General features: G+C 66.0%; 25 protein-coding genes and 1 tRNA gene. 21 read left to right on the top strand and 5 right to left on the bottom strand.

Going from position 1 to position 24,138, the window contains the following annotated elements:
- Nucleotides 1-11: 11 nt before the first annotated feature.
- The gene (locus M9902_RS03085) at nt 12-1,184 is read right to left on the bottom strand and encodes an SPFH domain-containing protein (RefSeq protein WP_297221127.1); all 1,173 of its coding nucleotides are present in this window, start codon (nt 1,182-1,184) and stop codon (nt 12-14) included.
- Between the two features lie 309 nt (nt 1,185-1,493).
- Here M9902_RS03085 and M9902_RS03080 point away from each other — a divergent pair, with 309 nt between their 5' ends.
- From M9902_RS03080 to lysS, 16 genes are all read left to right on the top strand, one after another.
- On the top strand, nt 1,494-2,039 hold the full coding sequence (locus M9902_RS03080; RefSeq protein WP_297173003.1) for a cytochrome oxidase: 546 nt from the start codon (nt 1,494-1,496) through the stop codon (nt 2,037-2,039).
- A gap of 2 nt (nt 2,040-2,041) precedes the next feature.
- Nucleotides 2,042-3,556 carry a cbb3-type cytochrome c oxidase subunit I gene (locus M9902_RS03075; protein ID WP_297221125.1) on the top strand — a complete coding sequence of 505 codons (1,515 nt, stop codon included), beginning with the start codon at nt 2,042-2,044 and terminating at the stop codon, nt 3,554-3,556.
- Nucleotides 3,528-4,145 carry an SCO family protein gene (locus M9902_RS03070; RefSeq protein WP_297221123.1) on the top strand — a complete coding sequence of 206 codons (618 nt, stop codon included), beginning with the start codon at nt 3,528-3,530 and terminating at the stop codon, nt 4,143-4,145. Before M9902_RS03075 ends, M9902_RS03070 begins: the two co-directional genes overlap by 29 nt.
- Nucleotides 4,142-4,729: a hypothetical protein gene (locus M9902_RS03065; protein ID WP_297221121.1), complete on the top strand. Its 588-nt coding sequence runs from the start codon at nt 4,142-4,144 to the stop codon at nt 4,727-4,729. Before M9902_RS03070 ends, M9902_RS03065 begins: the two co-directional genes overlap by 4 nt.
- 83 nt (nt 4,730-4,812) lie before the next feature.
- Nucleotides 4,813-5,550: a deoxyribose-phosphate aldolase gene (deoC, locus tag M9902_RS03060; RefSeq protein ID WP_297221119.1), complete on the top strand. Its 738-nt coding sequence runs from the start codon at nt 4,813-4,815 to the stop codon at nt 5,548-5,550.
- 3 nt (nt 5,551-5,553) lie between these two features.
- Entirely contained in the window at nt 5,554-6,759 is a 1,206-nt protein-coding gene (locus tag M9902_RS03055) for a phosphopentomutase (RefSeq protein ID WP_297221118.1), read from the top strand.
- A 4-nt stretch (nt 6,760-6,763) separates the two neighbouring features.
- Nucleotides 6,764-7,471, top strand: coding sequence for a purine-nucleoside phosphorylase (gene deoD, locus M9902_RS03050; protein ID WP_297221116.1), 708 nt, complete (start codon nt 6,764-6,766; stop codon nt 7,469-7,471).
- Between the two features lie 104 nt (nt 7,472-7,575).
- Nucleotides 7,576-7,652, top strand: a tRNA-Met gene (locus M9902_RS03045).
- A gap of 180 nt (nt 7,653-7,832) precedes the next feature.
- Entirely contained in the window at nt 7,833-8,465 is a 633-nt protein-coding gene (rimP, locus tag M9902_RS03040) for a ribosome maturation factor RimP (RefSeq protein WP_297221330.1), read from the top strand.
- A 6-nt stretch (nt 8,466-8,471) separates the two neighbouring features.
- The gene (gene nusA, locus M9902_RS03035; protein ID WP_297172982.1) at nt 8,472-9,959 is read left to right on the top strand and encodes a transcription termination factor NusA; all 1,488 of its coding nucleotides are present in this window, start codon (nt 8,472-8,474) and stop codon (nt 9,957-9,959) included.
- Nucleotides 9,960-10,070: 111 nt separating this feature from the next.
- Nucleotides 10,071-12,686, top strand: coding sequence for a translation initiation factor IF-2 (infB, locus tag M9902_RS03030; RefSeq protein ID WP_297221114.1), 2,616 nt, complete (start codon nt 10,071-10,073; stop codon nt 12,684-12,686).
- Between the two features lie 160 nt (nt 12,687-12,846).
- Complete coding sequence (gene rbfA, locus M9902_RS03025) at nt 12,847-13,182, top strand: 30S ribosome-binding factor RbfA (RefSeq protein ID WP_297171712.1); 336 nt, start codon at nt 12,847-12,849, stop codon at nt 13,180-13,182.
- A 59-nt stretch (nt 13,183-13,241) separates the two neighbouring features.
- Entirely contained in the window at nt 13,242-14,198 is a 957-nt protein-coding gene (gene truB / locus M9902_RS03020) for a tRNA pseudouridine(55) synthase TruB (RefSeq protein WP_297171714.1), read from the top strand.
- Nucleotides 14,199-14,265: 67 nt separating this feature from the next.
- A protein-coding gene (gene prfB / locus M9902_RS03015) for a peptide chain release factor 2 (RefSeq protein ID WP_297221111.1) occupies nt 14,266-15,394 on the top strand; the annotation gives its coding sequence in 2 pieces (ribosomal slippage) (nt 14,266-14,340 and nt 14,342-15,394; 1,128 coding nt in all).
- 32 nt (nt 15,395-15,426) lie between these two features.
- On the top strand, nt 15,427-15,657 hold the full coding sequence (locus M9902_RS03010) for a hypothetical protein (RefSeq protein WP_297221109.1): 231 nt from the start codon (nt 15,427-15,429) through the stop codon (nt 15,655-15,657).
- Nucleotides 15,654-17,174, top strand: coding sequence for a lysine--tRNA ligase (gene lysS, locus M9902_RS03005; protein WP_297221107.1), 1,521 nt, complete (start codon nt 15,654-15,656; stop codon nt 17,172-17,174). The genes M9902_RS03010 and lysS overlap by 4 nt, the downstream gene beginning before the upstream one ends.
- Before the next feature lie 69 nt (nt 17,175-17,243).
- On the opposite strand, the gene M9902_RS03000 is transcribed toward lysS, so the two are convergent.
- Together M9902_RS03000 and M9902_RS02995 are read right to left on the bottom strand one after the other, a co-directional pair.
- Nucleotides 17,244-19,241: a M13 family metallopeptidase gene (locus M9902_RS03000; RefSeq protein ID WP_297221105.1), complete on the bottom strand. Its 1,998-nt coding sequence runs from the start codon at nt 19,239-19,241 to the stop codon at nt 17,244-17,246.
- A gap of 75 nt (nt 19,242-19,316) precedes the next feature.
- Nucleotides 19,317-21,080: an oligopeptide:H+ symporter gene (locus tag M9902_RS02995; protein ID WP_297221103.1), complete on the bottom strand. Its 1,764-nt coding sequence runs from the start codon at nt 21,078-21,080 to the stop codon at nt 19,317-19,319.
- 168 nt (nt 21,081-21,248) lie between these two features.
- Here M9902_RS02995 and M9902_RS02990 point away from each other — a divergent pair, with 168 nt between their 5' ends.
- The 3 genes from M9902_RS02990 (at nt 21,249) to M9902_RS02980 (ending at nt 22,283) form a co-directional block, all read left to right on the top strand.
- Nucleotides 21,249-21,536 carry a type II toxin-antitoxin system mRNA interferase toxin, RelE/StbE family gene (locus M9902_RS02990; RefSeq protein WP_297171501.1) on the top strand — a complete coding sequence of 96 codons (288 nt, stop codon included), beginning with the start codon at nt 21,249-21,251 and terminating at the stop codon, nt 21,534-21,536.
- Nucleotides 21,537-21,538: 2 nt separating this feature from the next.
- A complete protein-coding gene (locus tag M9902_RS02985; RefSeq protein WP_297171500.1) occupies nt 21,539-21,793 on the top strand; it encodes a helix-turn-helix transcriptional regulator in 255 nt (84 codons plus the stop codon).
- 196 nt (nt 21,794-21,989) lie between these two features.
- Nucleotides 21,990-22,283 (top strand): addiction module antidote protein, encoded by a 294-nt coding sequence (locus tag M9902_RS02980; protein WP_297171499.1) that lies wholly within the window; start codon nt 21,990-21,992, stop codon nt 22,281-22,283.
- A 93-nt stretch (nt 22,284-22,376) separates the two neighbouring features.
- Here M9902_RS02980 and M9902_RS02975 read toward each other — a convergent pair whose 3' ends face one another.
- Nucleotides 22,377-22,583, bottom strand: coding sequence for a hypothetical protein (locus tag M9902_RS02975; RefSeq protein WP_297221101.1), 207 nt, complete (start codon nt 22,581-22,583; stop codon nt 22,377-22,379).
- Nucleotides 22,584-22,634: 51 nt separating this feature from the next.
- Entirely contained in the window at nt 22,635-22,784 is a 150-nt protein-coding gene (locus M9902_RS02970) for a hypothetical protein (RefSeq protein WP_297221099.1), read from the bottom strand.
- A gap of 298 nt (nt 22,785-23,082) precedes the next feature.
- Here M9902_RS02970 and M9902_RS02965 point away from each other — a divergent pair, with 298 nt between their 5' ends.
- Both M9902_RS02965 and M9902_RS02960 read left to right on the top strand, forming a co-directional pair.
- Complete coding sequence (locus tag M9902_RS02965) at nt 23,083-23,709, top strand: hypothetical protein (RefSeq protein ID WP_297221097.1); 627 nt, start codon at nt 23,083-23,085, stop codon at nt 23,707-23,709.
- Nucleotides 23,710-23,827: 118 nt separating this feature from the next.
- Nucleotides 23,828-24,130, top strand: coding sequence for a hypothetical protein (locus M9902_RS02960; RefSeq protein ID WP_297221095.1), 303 nt, complete (start codon nt 23,828-23,830; stop codon nt 24,128-24,130).
- The last annotated feature ends 8 nt before the right edge of the window (nt 24,131-24,138 follow it).

Raw genomic sequence — 24,138 nt, 5'->3', positions numbered from 1 at the left:
CGCTGGAGGGTTTACAGGCCGAGTGCCTTGGCCTTGAGGGCGTCGTAATCGCTTTGCGTGATCAGGCCGAGGTCGAGCATGTCCTTGGCCTTCTTGAGCTTGGCGACCGGATCGTCCGCGGCCGGTGCCGCGGCCTGCGGCGCCGCCACCGCCGCGGCGGCGACCGGCTGCTGCAAACCGCCCAGGCCCACCGCGCCAGCCGCGATGCCCAGCCCCATGACGCCGCCGGCACCGCCGGTTTCACCGGCGGACTGGAAGCCAGAGGCCACGCTGGCCTGCAGGTTGGAGTTGCCGCGCGCGCCCATGAGCGCATCGGCGCGCTGCACGGTCTTGAGCAGTTCCCTGGTGTTCTCGTCGTACTCGATCGAGACGATCGCGGTCTTGACGATGCTCAGGCCGCGTTCGGTGCGCCACTGGTAGCCGGCTTCGACCGCGTCCGAGAGGCTCTTGGCGAAGCCCAGCGAATCCTGCTGGAGCTTGGTGATGCGGTTGCCCTTGCTCGGATCGTTGGTGTAGGCGCTGAAGGCGGGCGCCAGCGAGCCGACCACCTCGTTGAAGAGCTGGCTGGCGGCGGCGTTGTCCAGATCGGTGAAGTCGAAGATCTGGCCGGGCTGCATGTAGGTGGCCGGCACGAAGTTCTTCACGAACAGGATCGGATCGACGATCTTCATCGTGTAGGAGCCGCGCGTCACCGCGCCGACCTGGGCGTTGAGGTAGCCGTCGTCCCAGTAGATTTCCGACTGGGTGCCGAAGCGGTTGTCGGGCAGCTCCTTGAGCGAGACGAAGATGGCGATCTGCTGGGCGCCGGGCTGGCCGCCGAACTTGAAGCGCTCCCAGCTTTGCATCAGCAGCGGGTCGAGGATGCCGTCGCCGGCGAAGATCGACTTCGAATTGATGTCATCCGAATGCCATTCGTAGCCACCGGCCTCGGCGGCCAGGCCGGTGATCTTGCCGTCCTGGAAGGTCAGCAGGCCATAGCCTTCGGGCACCAGGATCTTCGAGCCATTGGTGATGATGTTGGAAGATGCCGAGGTGTTCGAACCGCGCCCGGCGTTGGTGCCACGCGGCACGGCGCTGAACAGCGCGGCCGTTGGCGGCAGGTTGTCGGGGACCGTAAGGAAGTCCTTCCACTGGTCAGCCAGCATGCCGCCAACCGCACCTTTCACCGCCTGAATAAGACCCATTGCACTCGTCTCCGTGGTTCGTGGCTGGGCACCGTGCCCGCCGTTGACAAACGACACATTACATCAACGCGCAAAGCCTTCGCGACCGGACAGGCCGGGGCTGGGCTCCGACCGCGGTCGGGTTGCGGGGCGCGTCTCCACGCGAAGCTGGAACCATCGCCCAAGCCCATGATTTGACGGTATGATCAGACCACTGTGCAGGGGGCACAGTGGACCCTGCGCGCGCCTCGAGCCCGGCCGTCATGACCCCGCCCGTCGCCTGCGCGTCAGGCGAATTGCTGACCGTCGCTTGAACGAGGAGGCAAGGCCATGATCCTGCAAGACATCATCTGGACGATCGCGCTCTCCGGCATCGCGGTCGTGGCGTTGGTGTTCATCTACATCCTGCTGGGCACCGGCAAGGCGGCCGACGAAGCCGCGATGTCGAAAGCGGCGCGCACTGCACGCAAGCTGCAGGGCGGGCTGTTCGTGCTGCTGCTGCTGGGCTTCGCGTTCGGCACCTGGGCCACCCTGCACAAGTTCCCGATCCCGAAACAGGACGGCGCGCTGCAGGCCGACCAGGTGGTCGACGTGACGGCGCGGATGTGGAGCTGGACGATGCGGCCGGCGTCGGTGGCGGCGGGCAAGACGGTCGAATTCCGCGTCACCAGCGCCGACGTCAACCACGGCTTCGCCCTGTACGCGCCGGATGGCCATATCGTGATCCAGACCCAGGCCATGCCGGAATTCACCAACCGGATCCTGTACCGGTTCGATGCCCCCGGGGTTTACACGGTGCAGTGCCTCGAATACTGCGGGATCGGGCATGCACCGATGAAGGCCACGTTCAACGTGGTCGCGGCGAAGGGAGAATGACGATGGCCTCGCTCACCCTCTACCCCGAAGACGAACGCCTGAGCGGCAGCGCCCGCACCGCGTTCAACCTCTACATGGTGACCGCGATCCTGCTGTTCGTGGTGATCATGAGCGTCGGCCTGACCATGCGCCTGTCCCAGGCCACCTGGCTCAAGGTCGCGCCCAACCTGTTCTATGAACTGCTCTCGCTGCACGGCGCCGGGATGATCGGCACCATGTCGCTGGCCAGCACCGCGGCGATGTGGTTTTTCGTGCGCAAGTACGTGCAGCTGCGGATGTGGGCTTTCGTCACCAACTACGTGCTGTTCATGCTGGGCGTGGTGTCGATCCTGCTGTCGATCTTCATCGGCCACTACGGCGCGCTGTGGACCTTCCTGTATCCGCTGCCGGTGCAGGGCATGGGGCTGTGGACGCCGCAATGGTCGGCGCTGTTCATGCTCGGCTACCTGTTCATCGGCGTTGGCCAGCTGCTGTTCTATCTCGACGTCGCCCGCGGCATGACCGCCAGGTTCGGCAACCTGGCGCGGGCGATGGGGATGCAGTGGCTGTTCGGCGGAACCGTCGATCCCGACCATCCGAAGGCGATCGTGGCCGGTGCCGGCGTGCTGATCGCCAACTCGATCGGCATCGTGGTCGGCTCGGTGGCGCTGGTGATGAGCCTGGTCAACGTCTTCTATCCGGAGGTCAAGCTCAACCCGCTGGTGATCAAGAACCTGATCTACTGGTTCGGCCACATGTATGCCAACGCGACCATGTACATGGCGGTGATCACCGTCTATGAGCTGCTGCCGCGCTACACCCAGAAGCCCTACCACATCGGCCGGCCGTTCCTGTGGGCGTGGCTGGTGACCGCGCTGTACGTGATCGTGGTGTTCCCGCATCACCTGCTGATGGACTACGCGCAGCCGCGCTGGGTGTCGGTGATGGGGCAGGTGGCCTCCTGGGTCGGCGGCTTCCCGGTGTTCCTGGTGACGGCCTTTGGCGCGCTGAACAACCTGCACCATTCGCGGATCCGCTGGAACATGCCGGCGCGGCTGCTGGTGCTGTCGATGTTCGGCTTCGCGGCCGGCGTGGTGCCGGCGATCCTGGATGGCACGATCCGGGTGAATCTGGTCATGCACAACACCCAGTGGGTGCCCGGGCATTTCCACTTCTACATGCTGCTAGGGACGATGGCGATGGTGCTGGCGCTGATGTACCACGTCGTCGGCAGCCTGAAGTGGACACCGCCCAACAGCGGCATGGATCGGCTGGGCTTCCCGGTGTTTTTCATCGGCGGACTGATCTTCGTGTTCGGCTTCCTCGCCGGCGGCCATGCCAGCGTGCCGCGGCGAATGGCCCAGCACATGGTCGAGGCGTGGACCGTTTCCGACAAGTTCGGCGCGGTTGGCGGCAGCTTGGTCGTGCTGGCGATGCTCTACTTCGCGCTGCGGCTGGTGACCGGCCTGCTGGCCGCGCCGGCACCTGCGCCAACGGCCGGGCAAGGCCATGTCGCGACCGCGGACGCTGCTGGCTAGCCTGCTGATCGCCGCGGCGGGCGTTGCCACGCTCGCCGCGGCCAGCGACGGATTCCGCGCCTACACCAGCCAGACCGCGCTGCGCCTGAGCGTGGCGCGGCAGCCCCGGTCGCTGCCCGCGGTGGTGCTGGAAACCGCCGACGGCCAGCGGATCGCCGCATCCGCGCTGCGCGGGCGCTGGCTGCTGGTGGATTTCGTCTACACCCGCTGCACCACCTGGTGCCTGGCGCAGGGCGGCACCTTTGCGCGGTTGCAGCGTGAACTGGCCGGGCCGATCGCGCAGGGCCGGGTGGCGCTGCTGAGCCTGAGCTTCGATCCTGCCCGCGACGATCCCGAGGCGCTGGCAGCCTATCGCCGGCGCATGGGCGGACGCGCGGGCGGCTGGGTGGTGGCGCGCCCGGCCGATGCGGACGGTCTGCAGGCGCTGCTGCGCACGTTCGGCGTGGTCGTGCTTCCCGATGGACTGGGCGGCTATGTGCACAACGCCGCGATCAACGTGGTCGACCCGCAGGGCCGGCTGGTCGCCGTCACCGATTGGCAGTCGCCCGACGCGGCATTGGCGGTCGTTCGACAAGGGCTGGCGGAATGAACGGTGACGCCCGCCGCGCGCTCGCGTTCGCTCTGGGCCTGTGGCTCTTGCTGGCGCTGCCGCCGCTGCGGCGAGCGCTGGAAGCCACGATGACCTTGCAGATGCTGGTGCAGATGCCGCTGCTGGCGCTGGCAGGATGGTGGCTCGGCCGGGCGCTGCCGCCGCGCATCCAGGCCGTGCTGGCGCCCTGGGACCGCTGGGGCGTCAGTGGCCTGCTGCTGGCTTCGCTGGCTTCGATGCCGTGGATGCTGCCGCGGGCGGTCGATGCGGCCCTGCAACTGCCCTGGGTGGAAGCGGCGAAGTTCGCCAGTGTCCCGCTGCTGGTGGGCCTGCCGGTGGCCCTGAGCTGGCCGCGCGCGGGTTTCGTGCTGCGCGGGATGGTCTTGCTGGAAGTCGTGGCCACCGCGTTCCGGCTTGGTTGGCTCTATCTCGCTTCGCCGCTGCAGGTGTGCAGCAACTATCTGGTCGATGACCAGCAGCTGGCCGGTCGCTGGCTGCTGGCGGTCGGCGTGGCGATCAACCTGGTGTTGGTCTGGAGGCTGATCTTCGGGCGTCTGCAAGGGGCGACCGCGCCGCGCGATTGAGCACGGCGGCGGGACGCAGGCGTTCAAGGCGCGTTGCCGCTGAAGCGTTAAGCTGGCGGGATTACCCAGAACATCGCTTGCCTATGTCCGACAACCGCCAATCCCTTGCCCGCCAGGTCCTCGGCCTGCTCGACCTGACCCGCCTCGGCGAGGACGACACGCCCGCGCAGATCGAGGCGCTGTGTGCGCGTGCGGTCGGCCCGCAGGGTCAGGTGGCGGCGGTGTGCGTGTATCCCGAGCACGTCACCACGGCGCGACGGGCGCTGACCGGCAGCGGCGTGAAAATCGCCAGCGTGGTCAATTTTCCCGACGGCGGCGAGGATCCGGGGCGGGTTGAACGCGAGACCCGACGTGCCATTGCCGCCGGCGCTGACGAAATCGACATGGTGCTGGCCTGGCGCGCCCTGCAGCGCGGGGAGGCGGCGATCGCCCGCGCCGGCGTGGATGCCTGCCGCGCCGCCTGTGGCCCGGGCATCGCGCTCAAGCTGATTCTGGAAACCGGCGAACTGGCCACACCCGAACTGATCCGCACGGCGGCCGAACTCGGGCTGGAAGCCGGTGTGGATTTCCTCAAGACCTCGACCGGCAAGGTGCCGGTCAATGCCACGCTGGATGCCGCGGAAATTTTGCTCGATGCCATCGCTGCTCGGGGCGGGCAGTGCGGCTTCAAGGCCGCGGGCGGGGTGCGCACGCTGGACGAAGCCTCGGCCTACGTGGCGCTGGCCGAACGTCGGCTCGGCGCGGACTGGGTGACGGCGGCGCATTTCCGGATCGGGGCCAGTGCGCTGCTGGACGCGATCACTACCGAACTTGGAGGCTGAACGATGGCGCGGGCGGTATGGCTGGTCATGGATTCCTTCGGCATCGGCAATGCCCCCGACGCCGCCGCCTACGGCGATGCCGGCGCCGACACCTTCGGCCACATCGCCGCTGCCTGCGCCCGCGCGCCGCGCGGACCGCTGCGCCTGCCGAACCTGACCCGCCTGGGCCTGCCGCAGGCGCACGCGCTGGCGACCGGTGCGCCCGCGGCCGGGTTCGAGCAAGTGCCCGCGCCGGAAGCACTGTGGGGTTGCATGGCCGAGCGCGCCAGCGGCAAGGACACGCCTTCCGGCCACTGGGAAACCGCCGGCGTGGTGCTGGAACAACCTTTCGGCCTGTTCGATACGCCCGAGCACAGCTTCCCGCCGGAACTGCTGGCCGCGCTGATTGATCAAGCGCGGCTGCCCGGCGTGCTGGGCAACTGCCACGCCTCCGGCACCGAGATCATCCAGCGGCTGGGCGCCGAACACATCGCCAGCGGCAAACCCATCGTCTATACCTCGGCCGATTCGGTGTTCCAGATCGCCGCCCACGAACAACACTTCGGGCTGGAACGGCTGTATGAAATCTGCCTGATCGCACGCCGGCTGCTGGAACCGTGGAACATCGGCCGGGTGATCGCGCGACCCTTCGTCGGCACCGCGGAAGCCGGGTTCACCCGCACCGGCAATCGCCACGACTACGCGCTGGAACCGCCCGGGCACACCCTGCTCGATGCCGTCTGCGCGGCCGGTCACGCTGTTCACGCGATCGGCAAGATCAGCGACATCTTCGCCGCCCGCGGCGTCACCCGCAAACGGCTGGCCAGCGGCCACGATGCGCTGTTCGAAGCCACCTTCGCGGCGCTGGCCGAAGCGGCTGACGGCGATCTCATCGCCACCAATTTCGTCGATTTCGACAGCGTTTACGGCCACCGCCGCGATGTCCCCGGCTATGCCGCCGCGCTGGAACATTTCGACGCCCGCCTGCCGGCGCTGCTGGACGCCTTGCGCCCCGGCGATCTGCTGGCGATCAGCGCCGACCACGGCTGCGACCCCACGTTCCCGGGCAGCGATCACACCCGCGAACAGGTGCCGCTGCTGGCGTTCGGCCCCGGCCTGCCGGCGCGCGCGCTGGGCCGGCGCACGAGTTTTGCCGACCTCGGCCAGGGCCTGGCCACCCATCTTGGCCTGCCGCCGCTGGCGGCGGGCCGCTGCTTCCTCACGGAGTGATTCGATGGCGACCACGCATATCGATGCAGAACCCGCCGACATCGCGCCCACCGTCCTGCTGCCCGGCGATCCGCTGCGCGCCCGCCACATCGCCCAGACCGTGCTGGACGATGCTCGCCAGGTGACGGCGCGCCGCAACATGCTCGGCTACACCGGCCACTGGCAGGGCCAGCCGGTCACGGTAATGGGCGGCGGCATGGGCATTCCCTCCACCGCGATCTACGTGACGGAGCTGGCGCGGACCTACGGTGTGCGCCGGATCATCCGGATTGGTACCTGCGGCGGGCTGGGCGCGGCCAATCTGGGCGACGTGCTGCTGGCGCAGTCGGCCAGCACCGATTCACGCTTCAATCGCATGCAGTTCGGCGGCCACGACCTGTCGGCGGGCGCCGATTTCGGCCTGCTGCGGGCGGCGGTCGATGCCGCCACCGCCATGGGCCTGCCCGTGCGGGTGGCGCCGGTGTTCAGCAGCGACTGCTTCTACGACGGTGCGCCGGATCTGCTCGACCACCTGCGTCGGCACCACATCGCCGGCATCGAAATGGAAGCCGCCGGCTTGTACGGACTGGCGATGCGCGAAGGCTTCGCCGCATTGGCGATCCTGACCGTGAGCGACCAGCTCGACCGCGGGCAGCACATGCCTGCCGAACAACGCGAGCAAGGGCTGGAACGCATGGCGCGGCTGGCGCTGGCGAGTGCGGCATCGGCGTAAGCCGGTTCGCGGGCGTCCGCTGGCGCCGCTGCCCTGGCGCCGGTTTTCGGGGACGGCTTTTCATTGCTTCGCCCAGGACAGCCGTGTACAATGGCCGACTCTGCTGCGGGGTGGAGCAGTCTGGCAGCTCGTCGGGCTCATAACCCGAAGGTCGCAGGTTCAAATCCTGCCCCCGCTACCAAGTTTCAATGTTGGATGTTCAACATCGGACTCGGGCTCGTGAAGGCGTCTGCTGGCCTTCACATCCAGCGTCATCGGAAAAGGGCCCATCGGGTCCTTTTTTGTTTTCCGGGGCGGCGCTGGCGCCGCACCATTGCAGGACGCTACAGGCAAGACGCATCAAGGCGGGATGGATCGCGACGTGACCGACAAGGCCGATGAAATCGCAGCATTGCTTGCGCCCACGGTGGCGGCCCTCGGGCTGGAACTGCTGGGCGCGGAGTACCTGACCGCCCCCGGTGGGGCGGTGCTGCGGCTGTACATCGACGTGCCCGAAGCCGAGGCGGCGTCGCGCTCGGTGGGCATCGACGAATGCGAGGCGGTCAGCCGCGAGGTGTCGGCGCAGCTGGATGTCGAAGATCCGATCAGCGGCAATTACACGCTGGAGGTGTCCTCGCCGGGGCTGGATCGGCCGCTGTTCTCGGCGCCGCAGTTCGCGCGCTTCGTCGGGGAGAGCGCCAAAGTCACGCTGAAGCTGCCGCAGGACGGTCGCCGCCGGTTGCAAGGCGCGATCCTGCGTGTGGATGGCGAGCGCATCGTGTTCGATCTCGATGGCGCCGAGTTCGCGACCGCGGCGGAGAACATCGAGAAAGCCAGGCTCGTTCCCGATTGGGTGGCGCTGGGCCTGGCGCCGGCGCAGGACAAATCCGGGCGCGATGCGCGGCCGGGCAAGCAGAAGTCGAGCAAGAAGAAGGACGTTGCGGGCAAGGCGCCTGCGGCGAAGAAAAATTCAACCAACCACCCGGCGGCCAGCGGGCCGCTTGACGCGGAGTAAGCGGGCATGAGCAAGGAACTGTTGATGGTCATCGACGCGGTGGCGGCCGAGAAGGGCGTGCCGGAGGCGGTGATCCTCGAAGCGATGGAAGCGGCGCTGGCCTCGGCGGCCAAGAAGCGCTACGCCGAGCAGGACGTGCTGATCCGGGTCCAGATCGACCCCAAGGACGGCAGCTACGAGACCTTCCGGCGCTGGGAGGTGGTGGCCGATGACGTGGTGATGGAATCGCCCGACCGCCAGCTGCGGCTGATGGACGCGCTCGACGAGAGCGAGGACGTCGATGTCGGCGACTACATCGAGGAGCAGATCGACAACCCCGAGTTCGGCCGCATCGCCGCGCAGGCCGCCAAGCAGGTGATCGTGCAGCGCGTGCGCGAAGCCGAGCGGGCGCAGGTGGTGGATGCGTGGAAGGACCGCATCGGCGAGCTCGTCACCGGCGTGGTCAAGCGCGTCGAGCGCGGCAATGTCTATGTGGACCTGGGCGGCAATGCCGAAGCGATCATTCCCAAGGACAAGGGCATCCCGCGTGACGTGCTGCGCACCGGCGACCGCGTCCGCGGCTACCTGTTCGACGTGCGCAGCGAGCCGCGCGGGCCGCAGCTGTTCATCAGCCGCGCCGCGCCCGAGTTCATGATGGAGCTGTTCAAGCTGGAAGTGCCGGAAGTCGGCCAGGGTCTGGTGTCGATCAAGGCCTGCGCGCGCGACCCGGGCGACCGCGCCAAGATCGCGGTGCTGGCGCACGACAATCGCACCGATCCGATCGGCGCCTGCATCGGCATGCGCGGTTCACGCGTGCAGGCGGTCACCAACGAGCTCAACGGCGAGCGCGTGGACATCATCCTGTGGAGCGACAACCCGGCGCAGTTCGTGATCAACGCGATGGCGCCGGCCGAGGTGCAGTCGATCGTGGTCGATGAAGACAAGCATTCGATGGACCTGGCGGTGGCCGAGGAAAACCTCGCCAAGGCCATTGGCCGCGGAGGCCAGAACGTGCGCCTCGCCAGTCGCCTGACCGGCTGGCAGCTCAACGTGATGACTGCCGACCAGGTGCGCGAGAAGTCCGAAGCCGAACAGGCGACGGCCAAGGCGCTGTTCATGGAGAAGCTCGAGGTCGATGAGGAAATCGCCAGCATTCTGGTCGGCGAGGGCTTCAGCACGGTCGAGGAAGTGGCGTATATCCCGGTGGGCGAACTGCTGGCGGTCGAGGATTTCGACGAGGACATCGTCGAGGAGCTGCGCTCGCGCGCCCGCGACGCGCTGCTGCACGACGCGCTGGCGGTGGAGGAAGGGCTGGATGAAAACCAGCCGGCGCAAGACCTGCTTGACCTGCCCGGCATGGACGAAGCCACCGCCTACGCCTTGGCCGAGCGCGGCGTGCGCACGCGCGAGGATCTGGCCGAGATGGCGACCGATGAAATCGCCGATGTCGAAGGCCTGGACGAGGAACGCGCGGCCGCGCTGATCATGGAGGCGCGCCGGCACTGGTTCGAATGAACGCAGCGCGCCGTCACCGACGGCGCGGGGCCTGAGTCATCAGGAACGCGATAAAATCGCCCATTCATGCCGGATCGGTTCGCCGATCCAGGCAAACACCCCGGAAACCGAATGTCGCAGCAAACCACCATCCGCAAGTTGGCCGAACTGGTGAACACGCCGGTCGATAAATTGCTGGAGCAGCTGGCCGAAGCCGGCATGAAGTTCAGCGATCCCGACCAGGCCATCACCAGCGTCGAAAAGCTCAAACTGCACAATTTCCTCCGCCGCGCGCATGGCAAGACCGCGTCCGTTGCGGAGGAGCCTGCGGCGCCGGGCAAGATCACCCTGAGCCGCACCCGCAAACAGGAAATCACCGTCACCGGCGGCGCCAAGGGCAGCCGCAGCGCCAGCACGGTCGAAGTCGTCACCCGCAAGAAAATCACCCTGCGAACCGGCGCCAAGGGCGGCGACGGCGCGACGAAGGTCGATCCGGCGCTGGATCCGGAGCGCGCCGAGGCGCTGCGCAAGCTGGAGGAATCGCGTGCGCGCAACCTGGCCGAGCAGCAGGCGCTGGTCGAGCGGGATCGCCAGCGCGCTGAGGAGCTGGCCGAGATCCAGCGTCTGGAGCGCGAGGCCGCCGAACGGGCCGCGGCCGAGGCAGCGGCGGCGGCGCTGGACGCGGACACCGGCGCCGGGCGCGAGGACGCCGGCAAGTCCAAGCACCACGGGCATGCCAAGCCCGCGCCGGCGACGCCGCGCGCCGGCGACAAGGCCGGCCCCGCCAAGGGCAAGGCCCATCGCGGTTCGCATGCGATGGTCTCCGGTGTCGAGGACGACGACAGCACGGCGCGGTTTGCCGGCAAGCTGCACCTGTCGGCCGGCGACCGGGCGCGCCGCACCAGCGTACGCACCAAGGGCCGGTTGCAGAAGCGCGGTCCCGATCCTTCGCGTACCGGCACCGGCTTCAACAAGCCGACCGCGCCGGTGGTGCGGGAAGTCGCCATCGGCGAGGCGATCACCGTGGCCGATCTGGCCCAGAAGCTGGCGCTGAAGGGCGGCGACGTCGTCAAGATGCTGTTCAAGATGGGCGTGATGGCAACCATCACCCAAACCATCGACCACGACACCGCGGTGCTGGTGACGGAAGAACTCGGCCACAAGGCGGTGGCGGCAGTGGCCGACGACGCTGAATCCGAACTGCTGGCGCGGGTCGGGGGCGACCAGCGCGAGCTGGCGCCGCGTCCGCCGGTGGTGACGATCATGGGTCACGTCGACCACGGCAAGACTTCGCTGCTCGACTACATCCGCCGGACCAAGGTGGCCACCGGCGAGGCCGGCGGCATCACCCAGCACATCGGCGCCTACCACGTCGAGACGGACAAGGGCACGATCAGCTTCCTCGACACCCCCGGCCACGCCGCCTTCACCCAGATGCGCCAGCGCGGCGCCCGTCTGACCGACCTGGTGGTGCTGGTGGTGGCTGCCGACGACGGCGTGATGCCGCAGACGATCGAGGCGATCCACCACGCCAAGGCCGGCAACGTGCCGCTGATCGTGGCGATCAACAAGATCGACAAGTCCGACGCCGATCCCTCAAGGGTCAAGAACGACCTGCTGGCGCACGAGATCGTGGCCGAGGAATTCGGCGGCGACGTGCAGATGGTCGAACTGTCGGCCAAGACCGGCCTCGGGGTTGACGACCTGCTCGACGCGATCATCCTGCAGTCGGAGGTGCTCGACCTCAAGGCTGCGCCGGAGGGCCGCGCCTCGGGCGTGGTGATCGAATCCGCGCTCGACAAGGGCCGCGGCCCGGTGGCCACGGTGCTGGTCCAGCAGGGCCGGTTGTCCAAGGGCGATTACCTGGTCTGCGGCATCCAGTACGGCCGCGTGCGTGCGCTGTTCGACGAGACCGGACGCCAAGTGGCGGATGCCGGCCCGTCGATCCCGGTGCAGGTGCTCGGCCTCTCGGGCGTGCCGGATGCGGGGGATGACTTCGTCGTCGTCGCCGACGAACGCCTGGCCAAGGACGTGGCCCAGCAGCGCGAATCCAGGCGTCGCGAGCTGCGGCTGGTGGCGTCCGCCGGCAACCGCATGGAAGACATCATGGCCCAGATGGGCGATGGTGCTGCCCAGCAGACCCTGAACCTGGTGGTCAAGGCCGACGTGCACGGCACCATGCAGGCGCTGCGCGAGGCGCTGGAAGGCCTGTCCAACGACCAGATCCGGATCAACGTCATTGGCTCCGGCGTGGGCGGCATCACCGAGTCCGACGCCCAGCTGGCGGTGACGTCGAAGGCCACCGTCATCGGCTTCAACGTGCGCGCCGATGCTTCCGCGCGCAAGGTGATCGAAGCCAACGGCGTCGACCTGCGCTACTTCTCGATCATCTATGACGTGATCGACCAGGTGAAGCAGGTGGCCTCGAACGTGCTGGGCAAGGAAGTGCGCGAGGAGATCATCGGCACCGCCGAGGTGCGCGACGTGTTCCGCAGTTCCAAGTTCGGCGCGGTGGCCGGCTGCATGGTGACCGAAGGCGTGGTCAAGAAGTCCAAGCCGATCCGCGTGCTGCGCGACAATACCGTGATCTTCGAAGGCGAACTGGAATCGCTGCGGCGCTTCAAGGACGCGGTCGACGAGGTGCGCGTCAACACCGAATGCGGCATCGGCGTGAAGGCCTACAACGACGTGCAGCCGGGCGACGTGATCGAGTGCTTCGAACGCGTCGAGGTGCAGCGCACGTTGTGATTGCGCCTTGGGCGCAAGAAGAGCGCGTGATTGGTGATTCGTGATTGGTGATTCGAAAGAGCACTGTTTCCCTTCCATCACCAGTCCCGGTCACCCGACTACCCCCACCAGCCCTCAGCTTCTGCCAATCACCAATCACGAATCACCAATCACCACTGCAATGAAATCCTTCTCCCGCACCGACCGCGTTTCCGCCTTGCTCCGGCGTGAGCTGGGGACGCTGGTGCATGAGGCGGTGCGCGAGCATGGGCTGGATTCGTCGAGCGTGTCCGATGTCGAGGTGACCCGTGACATGGCCCACGCCAAGGTGTTTGTCACCGTGTTGATGACCGAGCGTGCGGCGGACACCGTGAAGGCACTGAACGCGCTGGCTCCGGAGATTCGCCACCAGCTGGCGCGGGCGGTGCGGATGCGCCACGTGCCGGAGCTGCGCTTCCATTACGACAGCTCGGTCGAGCGCGGCGAGCGCATTGACCAATTGCTGCGCGGCGGCTGAGCCCGTGCTCGCCGCGACGGCGCTTGTCCGCTGCGGCGCCCCCGCCTACAGTCGCAACCATGACGCCCGCGCGCATCGTCTTCCGCAAACTCGACGGCATCCTGCTGCTGGACAAGCCGCAGGGGCTGTCGTCGAACCAGGCCTTGCAGCGCGTGCGGCGCCTGTTCCGCGCGGAGAAAGGCGGGCACACCGGCAGCCTCGATCCGCTGGCCACCGGGTTGCTGCCGGTCTGCTTCGGCGAGGCCACCAAGATTGCCGGCGGACTGCTGGGCGCGCGCAAGGCCTATGAAACGGCGGCGCGGCTGGGGATCACCACCGACAGCGACGATGCCGACGGCCAGGTGCTGCGCGAGCGCCCGGTGCCCGCGCTGACCGTGGATCGGATCGATGCGGCGCTGGGGCAATTGACCGGGCGCATCGCCCAGAAGCCGCCGATCTACTCGGCGCTCAAGCGCGGCGGCGAGCCGCTGTACGCGCGCGCGCGACGCGGCGAAATCATCGAAGTCGAAGCACGCGAGGTGGACGTGCACGCCTTCGATCTGCTCAACGCCGCCGACCTGCTCGATGCCGGCACGCCGCAGCTGCGCCTGCACGTGGAATGCGGTTCGGGAACCTACGTGCGCAGCCTGGTGCGCGATCTCGGTGAGCTGCTCGGCTGCGGCGCCCACGTCGCCGCGCTGCGGCGGCTGTGGGTCGATCCCTTCCGCGAGCCGCGGATGTGGACGCTCGATGAGCTTGAACGGCTGCTGGAACAGGCCGGTGAGCGCGTGCTCGACGCCTGCCTGCTGCCGGTCGAGGCGGGGATGACGTCCTGGCCCTGCGTGCGGGTCAACGCGGCGCAGGCGCAGCGGCTGGCGCACGGGCAGGGCCTGCACGGGCCTTACCAGCCGCGCCAGCGGCAGGTGGCCCTGCTCGACGAACGCGGCCGCGGGCTTGGGCTGGGCGAGGTGAATGCAGAAGGCGCGCTGCGCCCGAGCCGGCTGTTCACCTGGGCGGTCGGCGCGCCGGCCGCCTGAAGCGCGGTCAATCCCGAGCGAGTGGCCTGCTAAACTGCGCGATTGTCATCACCTTCGCGGTTTCCCCATGCTGGAACTCAATCCCATCCGAGCCCGCATCGCCGACCTCACCGGGCGGCTGGACGCGCTCCGGGGGTATCTTTGACTACGATTCCAAGCGCGAGCGGCTCGAGGAAGTCGAACGTGAACTGGAACATCCCGATGTCTGGAACGACCCGGCGCGCGCGCAGGCGCTGGGCCGCGAGCGTTCGCTGCTCGACAAGGTCGTCAACGGCATCCGCGAACTGAAGGACGGCCTGTCCGGCTCCGACGAACTGCTCGAGCTGGCCGAGATGGAAGACGACGAGGCCACCGCGCTGGCAGTGGAAGCCGACGTCGACCGCTACCAGAAGGGTGTCGAACAGATCGAATTCCAGCGCATGTTCTCCGGCAAGATGGACAGCGCCAACGCCTTCGTCGACATCCAGGCCGGCGCCGGCGGCACCGAGGCGCAGGACTGGGCCGAGATGCTGCTGCGCATGTACCTGCGCTGGGCCGAATCGCGCGGCTGGAAGACCGAGCTGCTGGAAGCCTCCGGCGGCGACGTGGCCGGGATCAAGTCGGCCAGCTTCCGGGTCGAGGGCGAATACGCCTACGGCTGGCTGAAGACCGAAATCGGCGTGCACCGGCTGGTGCGCAAGTCGCCGTTCGATTCCGACAACCGCCGTCACACCAGCTTTACCTCGGTGTTCGTGGCGCCGGAAGTCGATGACGACATCGACATCGAGATCAATCCGGCCGACCTGAAGACCGACGTCTATCGTTCATCGGGCGCCGGCGGTCAGCACGTCAACAAGACCGAATCGGCGGTGCGCATCCACCATGCGCCATCGGGCGTGGTGGTGGCCTGCCAGACCGAGCGCAGCCAGCACGCCAATCGCGACCGCGCGATGAAGATGCTCAAGGCCAAGCTCTACGAGCTGGAGATCCAGAAGCGCAACGCCGAGCGCGATGCGGTGGAAGCCACCAAGTCGGACATCGGCTGGGGCAGCCAGATCCGCAACTACGTGCTCGACCAGTCGCGGATCAAGGACCTGCGCACCGGCATCGAGCGCAGCGATACCCAGAAGGTGCTGGACGGCGACCTGGACGAGTTCATCGAGGCCAGCCTGAAAGCCGGCCTGGAGGCGGGTGCCAAACGCAGCGACGCGGCGTGATGGATCGCCGTTCATGGTTCGACAGGCTCACCATGAACGGTCTTGCGGCGAACGGTTTTCCGTTTGTCCCGAGCTTGTCGATGGATCGCCGTTCATGGTTCGACAGGCTCACCACGAACGGTCTTGCGGCGAACGATTTTCCGTTCGTCCCGAGCTTGTCGATGGATCGCCGTTCATGGTTCGACAGGCTCACCATGAACGGTCTTGCGGCGAACGATTTTCCGTTCGTCCTGAGCCTGTCGAAGGATGAACGGAACCCATGAACAATTCGCAGGACACCACGCAGCAACCCGCCCGGGACGAAAATCACCTGATCGCCGAGCGCCGCGCCAAGCTGGCGGCGCTGCGCGGGCAGGGCGTCGCTTTCCCCAATGATTTCCGGCGCGCGGACTACGCCGGCGACCTGCAGGCCGAGTACGCCGATGCGGACAAATGGACCGGTGAGGCGCTGGAAGCCGATGGCCGCTGCGTTGCCATCGCCGGCCGCCTGCTGGCCAAGCGGGTCATGGGCAAGGCCGCGTTCGCCACCGTGCAGGACATGAGCGGGCGGATCCAGCTGTTCCTGCAAAGCACCGCGCTGGGCGAGACCTACGAAGCCTTCAAGGGCTGGGACATCGGCGACATCGTCGCCGCCGAAGGCGGGCTGATGCGCACCAGAACCGGCGAGCTGTCGGTGCGTGCGGAATCGCTGCGCTTGCTGGTGAAATCGCTGCGGCCGCTGCCGGACAAGTTCCACGGCCTGAGCAACGTCGAACAGCGCTACCGCCAGCGCTACGTCGACCTGATCGTGACGCCGGAAGCGCGCGAGGTGTTCGTCGCGCGTTCGAGGATCGTCGCCGGCATCCGCCGCTGGCTGGATGCGCGACGCTTCCTAGAGGTGGAAACGCCGATGATGCACTACCTCGCCGGTGGTGCCACGGCCAAGCCGTTCACCACCCACCACAACGCGCTCGACCTCGATCTGTTCCTGCGCGTGGCGCCGGAGCTGTACCTCAAGCGTCTTGTGGTCGGCGGGCTGGAGCGGGTCTACGAGATCAATCGCAACTTCCGCAACGAAGGGGTGAGCACCCGCCACAATCCCGAGTTCACCATGCTGGAGCTGTACGAGGCCTACGCCACCTACACCGAAGTGATGGACCTGACCGAAGGCATGATGCGCGATGTCGCCTTTGATGCGATGGGCGCCACCGTGTTCGAATGGGATGGCAACAGCATCGACCTCGGCCCCGCGTTCCGTCGCTGGAAGCTGGAAGAAGCGGTGCTCGAATTGAATCCGGAGATTTCCGTCGCCGACTGCCGTGATCGCGACGCGCTGGCCGCGCATTGCGCACGCCTGGGCGTCCACGTGAAGCCGGGCTACGGCTGGGGCAAGCTGCTGCTGGAAATCTTCGAGAAGACGGTCGAGGGCGGCCTGATCCAGCCCACCTTCATCACCCATTATCCGGTGGAAGTCAGTCCGCTGGCGCGCGAATCCGACAGTGAGCCGGGGATCACCGACCGCTTCGAGCTGTTCATCGGCGGCAAGGAGCTGGCAAACGGGTTCTCCGAATTGAACGATCCGGAAGATCAGGCGGCGCGGTTCAAGGCGCAGGTTGCGGCCAAGGATGCCGGAGACGACGAGGCCATGCACTTCGACGCCGATTACATTCGCGCGCTTGAAATCGGTTTGGCCCCGACCGGCGGCCTGGGCGTGGGCATCGATCGCTTCGTGATGCTGCTGACCGGCTCCAGTTCAATCCGCGACGTGCTGCTGTTCCCGTACATGCGGCCGGAGGGCTGAGCGCGGGGCCGGGCGTTGCCCAGCCCGGGCTGATTGTCGTCAGTCGAATCTTCGGCAGTCGAATCGTCCTCAGTCGAAAATCCGCAGCGGGCTGGCGGCGTGCATCGGGGTGCCAACCGGGCAGCCCCAGGCGCTGGCAAAGCCCTGCGACTGCATCAGTGGCACGTTGGCGCGCCACTCGCCAGGCGCGCGCACGTCCTGCTGGACGCGGGTCTGCGCTTCGTTGAGGGTGACACGCTGTGCCCAGACCTGGGCCCAGCCGGTGAAGAAGGCCTTGCGCGTGGTCGTGTTGGCATTGGGCTGCGCGGCGTTGAGTGCCGCAAAGGCCAGTTCAACGCCGGCCAGATCGGCAAGGTTCTCACTGCGGGTCAGCGTGCCGTTGACCTTGGCGCCGGCCAGACCGGGGTAGGTGAGGCCGCCGTACAGGGCCACCACCTTGTTGCTGATGGCATCCCAGGCGCTGGCGTCGCTGGCACTCCACCAGTCGCGGACGTTGCCGTCGGCGTCAACGTGGCGGCCGCGGTCGTCGATGGCGTGGCTGAGCTCATGCCCGACCAGCGCGCCGAACGCGCCGTAGCGGTTGCCTTCCGGCATGGCCATGTCCAGCACCGGCATCTGCAGCATGGCGGCGGTGATGATCAGGCGATTGTGCGCCAGGTCGTAGGCCAGCGCCGGCTGCTGCGGCAGCACGTCCCAGCGGCGGACGGCATTCTTGCGTCCGATCCGGCGCATTTCCTGGGCATGGCGCCAGGTCGAGGCGATCAGCATGTTGCTGCCGAAGCTGCCGCGGCCCATCGGCTGGATGGTGTAGTCGATATCGTAGGCCGGCACCCCGATTTCGATGCGCAGACGCTCCAGCTTCTTCACCGCTTCGGCCTTGGCAGTCTCACTCATGCGGTGGCTGCCTGCGACCGCCTGCTTGAGAGCGTCGCGCACCTGCAATGCGATCTGCTCGGCCTGGCGGCGGCTGGCGTCGCTCAGGTTGGCGGCCGCGTATTCGCGGCCCAGCATCGGCCCGGCGGCAAGGTTGATGGCGTCGAGCACCTGCTGCCAGCGCGGTGCCGGCGCGGCCAGTCCGTGCAGGACCTTGCCGCGGAACTCGAAGTTCGCGCTGCGCCAGGGTTGTGACAGGTACGGTGCCATCGCATCGCCGACCCGGAACCGCAGGTAGGCCTGCCACTGGGCCGGGCGCTGCGTGCCGACCAGCTTGTCGATCTGGGCGAACAGCTCCGGGTTGGCCAGCGATACCGTGTCGTCACTGACGCCCTGGGCCTTGAGGAAAGCGTCGAGCTGCAAGTTGCGGAATTGCTTGCCGAGGCCGGATGTGGCCACCGGCACGAAGTTGCTGCGCGGATCGCGCAGTTCCGGAAGCGGGCGCGCGGCCTGCGCGAGCTTGCGCTCCAGGTCGAGCACCAGCGCGGTCTGGTTCTCGATGTCAGCCTGAGGTACCCCGGTCAGGGCGAGGACCTTGCGGATGTAATCGGCGTAGCGCGCCACCAGCGCCTGGGTGTCGGGATCGATGCGGGTGTAATAAGCCGGGTCGGGCAGGCCGAGGCCGCCCTGGCTGAAATAGCCCAGATGACGGCCGAGGTCGCGCAGATCGACATCGGCACCGAACTGGAACGCCACCGGGATGCCGACCTGATGCAGCGCCGCGATGGCGGGGGCGATGTCCTTGCTGGACTTGATGCCGTTGATGCGGCCCAGCAGCGGCGCCAGCGGCTTGGCGCCGTCGGCTTCCACCGCCGCTTCATCGAGGCCGCTGGCCCAGAAATCGCCGAGCAGCTTCTGCACGTCGTTCTGCGGCGACTGCATCGCCGCATCGAGCAAATTGCGCTGCTGCAGCTGCGCCCGCGCCGCCAGCTCGCCCAGCGCCGAGGTCGCTCCTGCCGCCGGCATCGGGTTGGCGGCCAGCCAGCCCTTGTTGGCTTCAAGGTAGAAATCGTGGCAGGCGGCCGCGGGCTTTCTGGCGGGAGCCGGACGCTTGGCCGCCTGGCTGGCGGGTGCGGCCAGGGCAGCGGCGAGGGTGACGGCAAGGGCGAGGGCAAGCGGGCGCTGGTTCGGCATGCGGCATGACTCGACGGGATCAAAGGACCGAGTTTAGCAGCAGCCCACGCCCCGATTGGCAGCCGCGGTTCAGCCTCACTTCACCCCGTGCATCATCCGCCGCAGCAGCGGCGCGACCAGGAACGCGAGCACCGCGCAGCCGATCCCGATCCACATCAGCAGCCAGAACAGGTGGGCGTATTTTGCCGCGGCGTCGGCGAGATTCAGGGCCTCGCCCTCGGGCACGTCGATGGCGGCCAGCTTGCCGAACAGCGCGGCCAGCGTTTCCGAAAACGCGGTGGCGAGGAACCAGGTGCCCATCATCAGGCTGACCACGCGCGGCACCGCCAGCTGCGTCACCGCCGACAGCCCCACCGGCGACAGGCACATCTCGCCGATTTCCAGAATCAGGTAAGCCAGCACCAGCCACCACACGCTGGCGATCGCGCCGGTGGCGCCCACCTGCTGCGCCGCCAGCGCCATCGGCACGAACGACAGTCCGCCGAACAGCAGCCCGATGGCCGATTTGGTCGGCTTGGACGGATCCAGCCTGCGCTTGTCCAGCCAGCCCCACAGCGCGGTGAAGATCGGTGCCAGCGCCACCAGGAAGAACGCGCCCAGATAGGTCAGCGAACCGGCGGTTTGCGGCAGCGCCACGCAGTCGCGGATCAGCAGCACCAGGATGACCGCGCTGGCGGTGAGGAACAGCGTGCGCGGTGCGGTCGAGTCCGGCTTGCGGTCGGACATCCGCGCCGCGAGGAAGAACGCCAGCGGCGCCAGCAGCAGCGACACCGTGGACCACGGCCAGGGCGTGCCGTCGCGCACCACCATCGCCGGCACGATGTCCTTGGTCAGCAGCCGATCGGTGAAGGTCACCCACGAACCGTAGGTCTGCTCGTAAAGGGTGAAAAACACCAGCGCCATGAAGATCATCGCCATCATCGCCAGCATCTGCTCGCGCTGGACCTTGCTGCAGCGGGCGCCGATGAACCAGCCAAACCAGACCAGCACCGCGCCCAGCACCACGATCATCAACAGCAGTGCCAGCGAGATTTCGCCGCCCAGCGCAAACGCGCCGTTGGCGGTGGCCCACATCAACCAGCCCACCGGCAGCACGCCCAGCAGCGCCAGCGCATAGATCAGCCACTCGCGCGGAATCCCGCCCAGCCGCTGGCGCAGCGCGGCCGGATTCGCTGGCTCGGCGTGGCCGTGCAGGTACTTCTGCCCCCACAAAAACATCGCCAGCCCGATCACCATGCCGATGCCGGCGGCGCCGAACCCGTACTTCCAGCCCCAGGTTTCGCCGACGTAGCCGCACACCAGCGAGGCAAACAGCGCGCCAAGATTGATCCCGGCATAAAACAGCGAAAACCCGGAATCGCGGCGCGGATCGTTGTCCGCGTAGAGCTTGCCGACGATGGTGGAAATGTTCGGCTTCAAGAAGCCCACGCCCATGATGATCAGCGCCAGCGACAGATACATCACCCGCAGCGCGCCCTCATCGCGCACCACCGCCCCGTTCACGACACTGGCCGCATGGCCTTCCACCGCCATGCCCAGATGCCCCAGTACCAGCAAGATGCCGCCAAACGTCACCGCCTTGCGCATCCCCAGCCAGCGGTCCGCCAGCAACCCGCCGATCACCGGCAGGCAGTACACCAGCCCGCCATAAGCCCCCAGCAGATCCAGCCCCGACGCATCCCCGAACCGGTGATATTTGATCAAATACAACAACAACAGCGCCTTCATCCCGTAAAACGAGAAGCGCTCCCACATCTCGGTGAAGAAGCAGACGTAAACCCCCTTGGGATGGCCAAGGAAATCCTCGCGGGCGGGCAGGGCGCTGGCGGCTGCGGTCAAAGGCGTGGCCTGGATGGGGTGGAGGGGGGATTGTAGGGGTGATTGTTGGCAGGGCGGGGTTTGGTTGCTGCAGCCGCGTGGCGAAGTGCGTTCAGTGGTCAAATGGCAGCGGACAGCTGTGCATTGTTGCCGCTTGACATGCTATATTTAGCCTAGCCACAATAAGCAATGTGGAAGATACTGGAACATCGCCAGGCGGACAAGGAACTCTCTTCCGGGCGTGTTCCCGTCGAAATCCTCAAGCGCTATGAAAAATGGAAGGACATTGCCATGCTTTCCGGCCCGCAAGGGCTTCGCGCCATCAAGGGCTTCCGGGATGAGGCACTCTCGGGCGACTGGAAAGGTTGCAGATCCTCCCGGCTGAACGAACAATGGCGTGTCATCTATTCCGTCGAGGCGGATGTGATGATTGTCCAGGTCGTTCGGGTGACTCCACATGACTATCGGAAACGCTGAATATGCGCAGACTCATTCCCGCCAAAAAGCGCATCGACGTCACGCCCGGTGAATCGGTGCGCATCATCCGCGAACTGCAGGGGCTCAGCCAGACGCAGCTCTCCGCCCTGTGCGGCATTCCTCAGACCACCATTTCCAGCATTGAAAATGGCCGGGTCAATCTGGGTGTGGAACGTGCCAAGGCGCTGGGTACGGCCTTGCGCTGCCATCCTGCCGTTCTCGTGTTTCCCGGCTGGCAGATCAAATCTGCCGCCTGACAATTCAGTCAGGTTTCCTCGACTTTGCGCGTCGGCAAGCAGCCGTTGAAGCCGGCCGGCGGGAACAGGCTACCGCGTCTACTACACATTCAAGGGCAAGACCTTGATTCTTCTGCTCTGTGGCGGAGACAAATCCTCGCAAAGCGAAAGACATACGGCTCGCCACTGAAATTGCCGCATCTTGGGAGACATGAACATGGCCAAATCCAAAGAGACCTTCACTCGCTTCGACACCGCCGACTACCTCGAGACCGAAGAAGACATTGCCGCTTATCTGACCGCTTGTGCGGATGAAGACGACCCTGCTCTCTTCCTCGCAGCTCTCGGTGACGTGGCTCGCGCGCGCAACATCACTCAACTCGCTGCGCAAACTGGCCTGACCCGCATGGGGCTATACAAGGCATTGTCAGGCACAGGAAATCCGAGCTTCGCCACCGTCAGCAAAGTTGCACATGCTCTTGGCCTGAAGATCACGGTAGCCGCCGCCTAACAATTCGTTCACGTCGAATGCACTTCAAGGCATCGGCTGCGTGTCTGCGCTACGCTAGCACGCAGCCGCTGCCACGACGCGAGTCGGCTCAACTCAAGCGTTAGCCATCACAAGGCGGGCACGCAGGACGGCCAAGCGCTCGGGTTGTTGGAGCAGCCGACTGCACTTGCTGGCCCGTTCGGCCTCGGAGTCGATGCGGGGCGGGAACAACCGAACCCAGCGTTTCGCGATGTCGGCATCTGTCCATGCCGCCAGCCAGGCCGGATCCATGTGCAGGACAAGATGCAGGTGGTTGCTCATTACCGCGTAGGCGTGGATGGCAACGGCAAAGCACTCGGCCAGCAGGTGAAGTCACTGTTCGACCCAGTGCTTGCGGTGTTCGAAGGATTGCCCGGAGTACCGATCCACCCCGCACAGGAAGGCGCGGCGCACGCAGCGCTGGACGCAGTGGTAGGCTCCCGGGGTGCCGGGTGCAATCAGCGTGGAGCGTGCGGTCGTCATGGTGCAATCGTGGCTTGCACGAGGCCATGACGGAATCGGAATTGGCTGGTTGCGGGGTCAGGGAAGTGCTGAATGGTGGGTGTTCTTGTTCTTGCTCCATCGACGTGATGACGGGATGGCTGCGCCAGCGAAGGAGCCAGTCAAGTTTCGGGCGCTGTTGTCTTTGTGTGCGTGGGTGAGAAGTGTGGAAAAAACCTTAGCCAAATGATGCGCTTGACGACGTGTGGGTGGCGTAGCAGTATCGGCGGATAGCTCCTTTTGGGAGTGTAGACAGATGTTATGTTGCAGATGAGACTACATGGCTAGCCAAGAACTGCTCCGTTATACCGAATTGCCATCCCTAATTCACATGCTCACCAACCGTGAGCTGACGCTTCTTGACCCGCTATCTTGGGACGACAAAAACGATTCGAGCTATATCACGCTGTATCGTGAAAAGTGCAAGCTAAAGTCCGTCCTAGCACTTTGTTTCGCCAGAGCGGAGGAAACCTATCATCACTGGCGAGTCTTTGCGCCCGGAGCATCCGGGGTACGCGTACAGTTTGATGAGAATAGACTCGAAGGGTCATTTGCCAACGTGCAAGGATTAAAATTCCAAAACGTCGAGTACCTGACCATCAAAGAGCTAAAAGATCAGGCTGTAGCTAAAGAGCGACTTCCTTTTCTAAAGCGTTACCCGTTCCGCCCAGAGCAGGAGTCAAGGCTTCTGTGGGAGTCAAAAACGGAAGAAAGGGCATCTCTTGCAGTTGCAATTGATCTAGCCGCAATCTCTAGAGTCACTCTCAGCCCATGGCTACATCCGTCGCTAGTTAAGGACGTCAAGTCGCTTATCAAAAGCATTAAGGGATGCTCCAACATCAATATCTATCAATCCACACTCATAAGCAATGCAGACTGGCTTAAGCATGGCGAGTCTGCAACATAACAATTCGTTCAAGCCGAACCCGCTTCACGGCGGCAAATTTTTTAGGCATGTTCGTGCTCTATTGCCGCCGTGCAGCGGGTCGGCTTAACTCAGGCGTTAGGCAACAGAGGGTTGTTCAATGGCTACTGCAACCAACAGCCTCATCTCATGCAACAGCGTATTTGCCTGGATTGCGGCAATTGCATGTGCACTGCTACTCATTCCGCTAATCGCAATGCAATTGAAAGATTCTGTCAATTGGAGCACCGCAGACTTCGCCGTCATGGGCGCACTCATTTTTGTTGCTGGATCTTCCTTTGTTCTCATCGCAAGAAAGGTCAATCCAAGCCGTAGGCTCGCGGTCGGCGCCTTAGTCCTAGCGCTGTTCCTGTACGTGTGGGCAGAACTTGCTGTTGGCGTCTTCACAAGCTTGGGCAGCTAGTTCATGCA

The organism is Thermomonas sp. (assembly GCF_023953935.1).
Taxonomy (GTDB): Bacteria; Pseudomonadota; Gammaproteobacteria; order Xanthomonadales; family Xanthomonadaceae; genus Thermomonas.
Note: the sequence above shows the minus strand (reverse complement) of the source record. Positions and strands in the feature narration are given on the sequence as shown.

What these genes read in the sequence shown, in the direction of transcription:
- M9902_RS03085 (WP_297221127.1), bottom strand. Translation starts at nt 1,184, where the DNA reads ATGGGTCTTATTCAGGCGGTGAAAGGTGCGGTTGGCGGCATGCTGGCT.
- M9902_RS03080 (WP_297173003.1), top strand. Translation starts at nt 1,494, where the DNA reads ATGATCCTGCAAGACATCATCTGGACGATCGCGCTCTCCGGCATCGCG.
- M9902_RS03075 (WP_297221125.1), top strand. Translation starts at nt 2,042, where the DNA reads ATGGCCTCGCTCACCCTCTACCCCGAAGACGAACGCCTGAGCGGCAGC.
- M9902_RS03070 (WP_297221123.1), top strand. Translation starts at nt 3,528, where the DNA reads ATGTCGCGACCGCGGACGCTGCTGGCTAGCCTGCTGATCGCCGCGGCG.
- M9902_RS03065 (WP_297221121.1), top strand. Translation starts at nt 4,142, where the DNA reads ATGAACGGTGACGCCCGCCGCGCGCTCGCGTTCGCTCTGGGCCTGTGG.
- deoC (WP_297221119.1), top strand. Translation starts at nt 4,813, where the DNA reads ATGTCCGACAACCGCCAATCCCTTGCCCGCCAGGTCCTCGGCCTGCTC.
- M9902_RS03055 (WP_297221118.1), top strand. Translation starts at nt 5,554, where the DNA reads ATGGCGCGGGCGGTATGGCTGGTCATGGATTCCTTCGGCATCGGCAAT.
- deoD (WP_297221116.1), top strand. Translation starts at nt 6,764, where the DNA reads ATGGCGACCACGCATATCGATGCAGAACCCGCCGACATCGCGCCCACC.
- nusA (WP_297172982.1), top strand. Translation starts at nt 8,472, where the DNA reads ATGAGCAAGGAACTGTTGATGGTCATCGACGCGGTGGCGGCCGAGAAG.
- infB (WP_297221114.1), top strand. Translation starts at nt 10,071, where the DNA reads ATGTCGCAGCAAACCACCATCCGCAAGTTGGCCGAACTGGTGAACACG.
- rbfA (WP_297171712.1), top strand. Translation starts at nt 12,847, where the DNA reads ATGAAATCCTTCTCCCGCACCGACCGCGTTTCCGCCTTGCTCCGGCGT.
- truB (WP_297171714.1), top strand. Translation starts at nt 13,242, where the DNA reads ATGACGCCCGCGCGCATCGTCTTCCGCAAACTCGACGGCATCCTGCTG.
- M9902_RS03010 (WP_297221109.1), top strand. Translation starts at nt 15,427, where the DNA reads ATGAACGGTCTTGCGGCGAACGGTTTTCCGTTTGTCCCGAGCTTGTCG.
- lysS (WP_297221107.1), top strand. Translation starts at nt 15,654, where the DNA reads ATGAACAATTCGCAGGACACCACGCAGCAACCCGCCCGGGACGAAAAT.
- M9902_RS03000 (WP_297221105.1), bottom strand. Translation starts at nt 19,241, where the DNA reads ATGCCGAACCAGCGCCCGCTTGCCCTCGCCCTTGCCGTCACCCTCGCC.
- M9902_RS02990 (WP_297171501.1), top strand. Translation starts at nt 21,249, where the DNA reads ATGTGGAAGATACTGGAACATCGCCAGGCGGACAAGGAACTCTCTTCC.
- M9902_RS02985 (WP_297171500.1), top strand. Translation starts at nt 21,539, where the DNA reads ATGCGCAGACTCATTCCCGCCAAAAAGCGCATCGACGTCACGCCCGGT.
- M9902_RS02980 (WP_297171499.1), top strand. Translation starts at nt 21,990, where the DNA reads ATGGCCAAATCCAAAGAGACCTTCACTCGCTTCGACACCGCCGACTAC.
- M9902_RS02975 (WP_297221101.1), bottom strand. Translation starts at nt 22,583, where the DNA reads ATGAGCAACCACCTGCATCTTGTCCTGCACATGGATCCGGCCTGGCTG.
- M9902_RS02970 (WP_297221099.1), bottom strand. Translation starts at nt 22,784, where the DNA reads ATGACGACCGCACGCTCCACGCTGATTGCACCCGGCACCCCGGGAGCC.
- M9902_RS02965 (WP_297221097.1), top strand. Translation starts at nt 23,083, where the DNA reads ATGGCTAGCCAAGAACTGCTCCGTTATACCGAATTGCCATCCCTAATT.
- M9902_RS02960 (WP_297221095.1), top strand. Translation starts at nt 23,828, where the DNA reads ATGGCTACTGCAACCAACAGCCTCATCTCATGCAACAGCGTATTTGCC.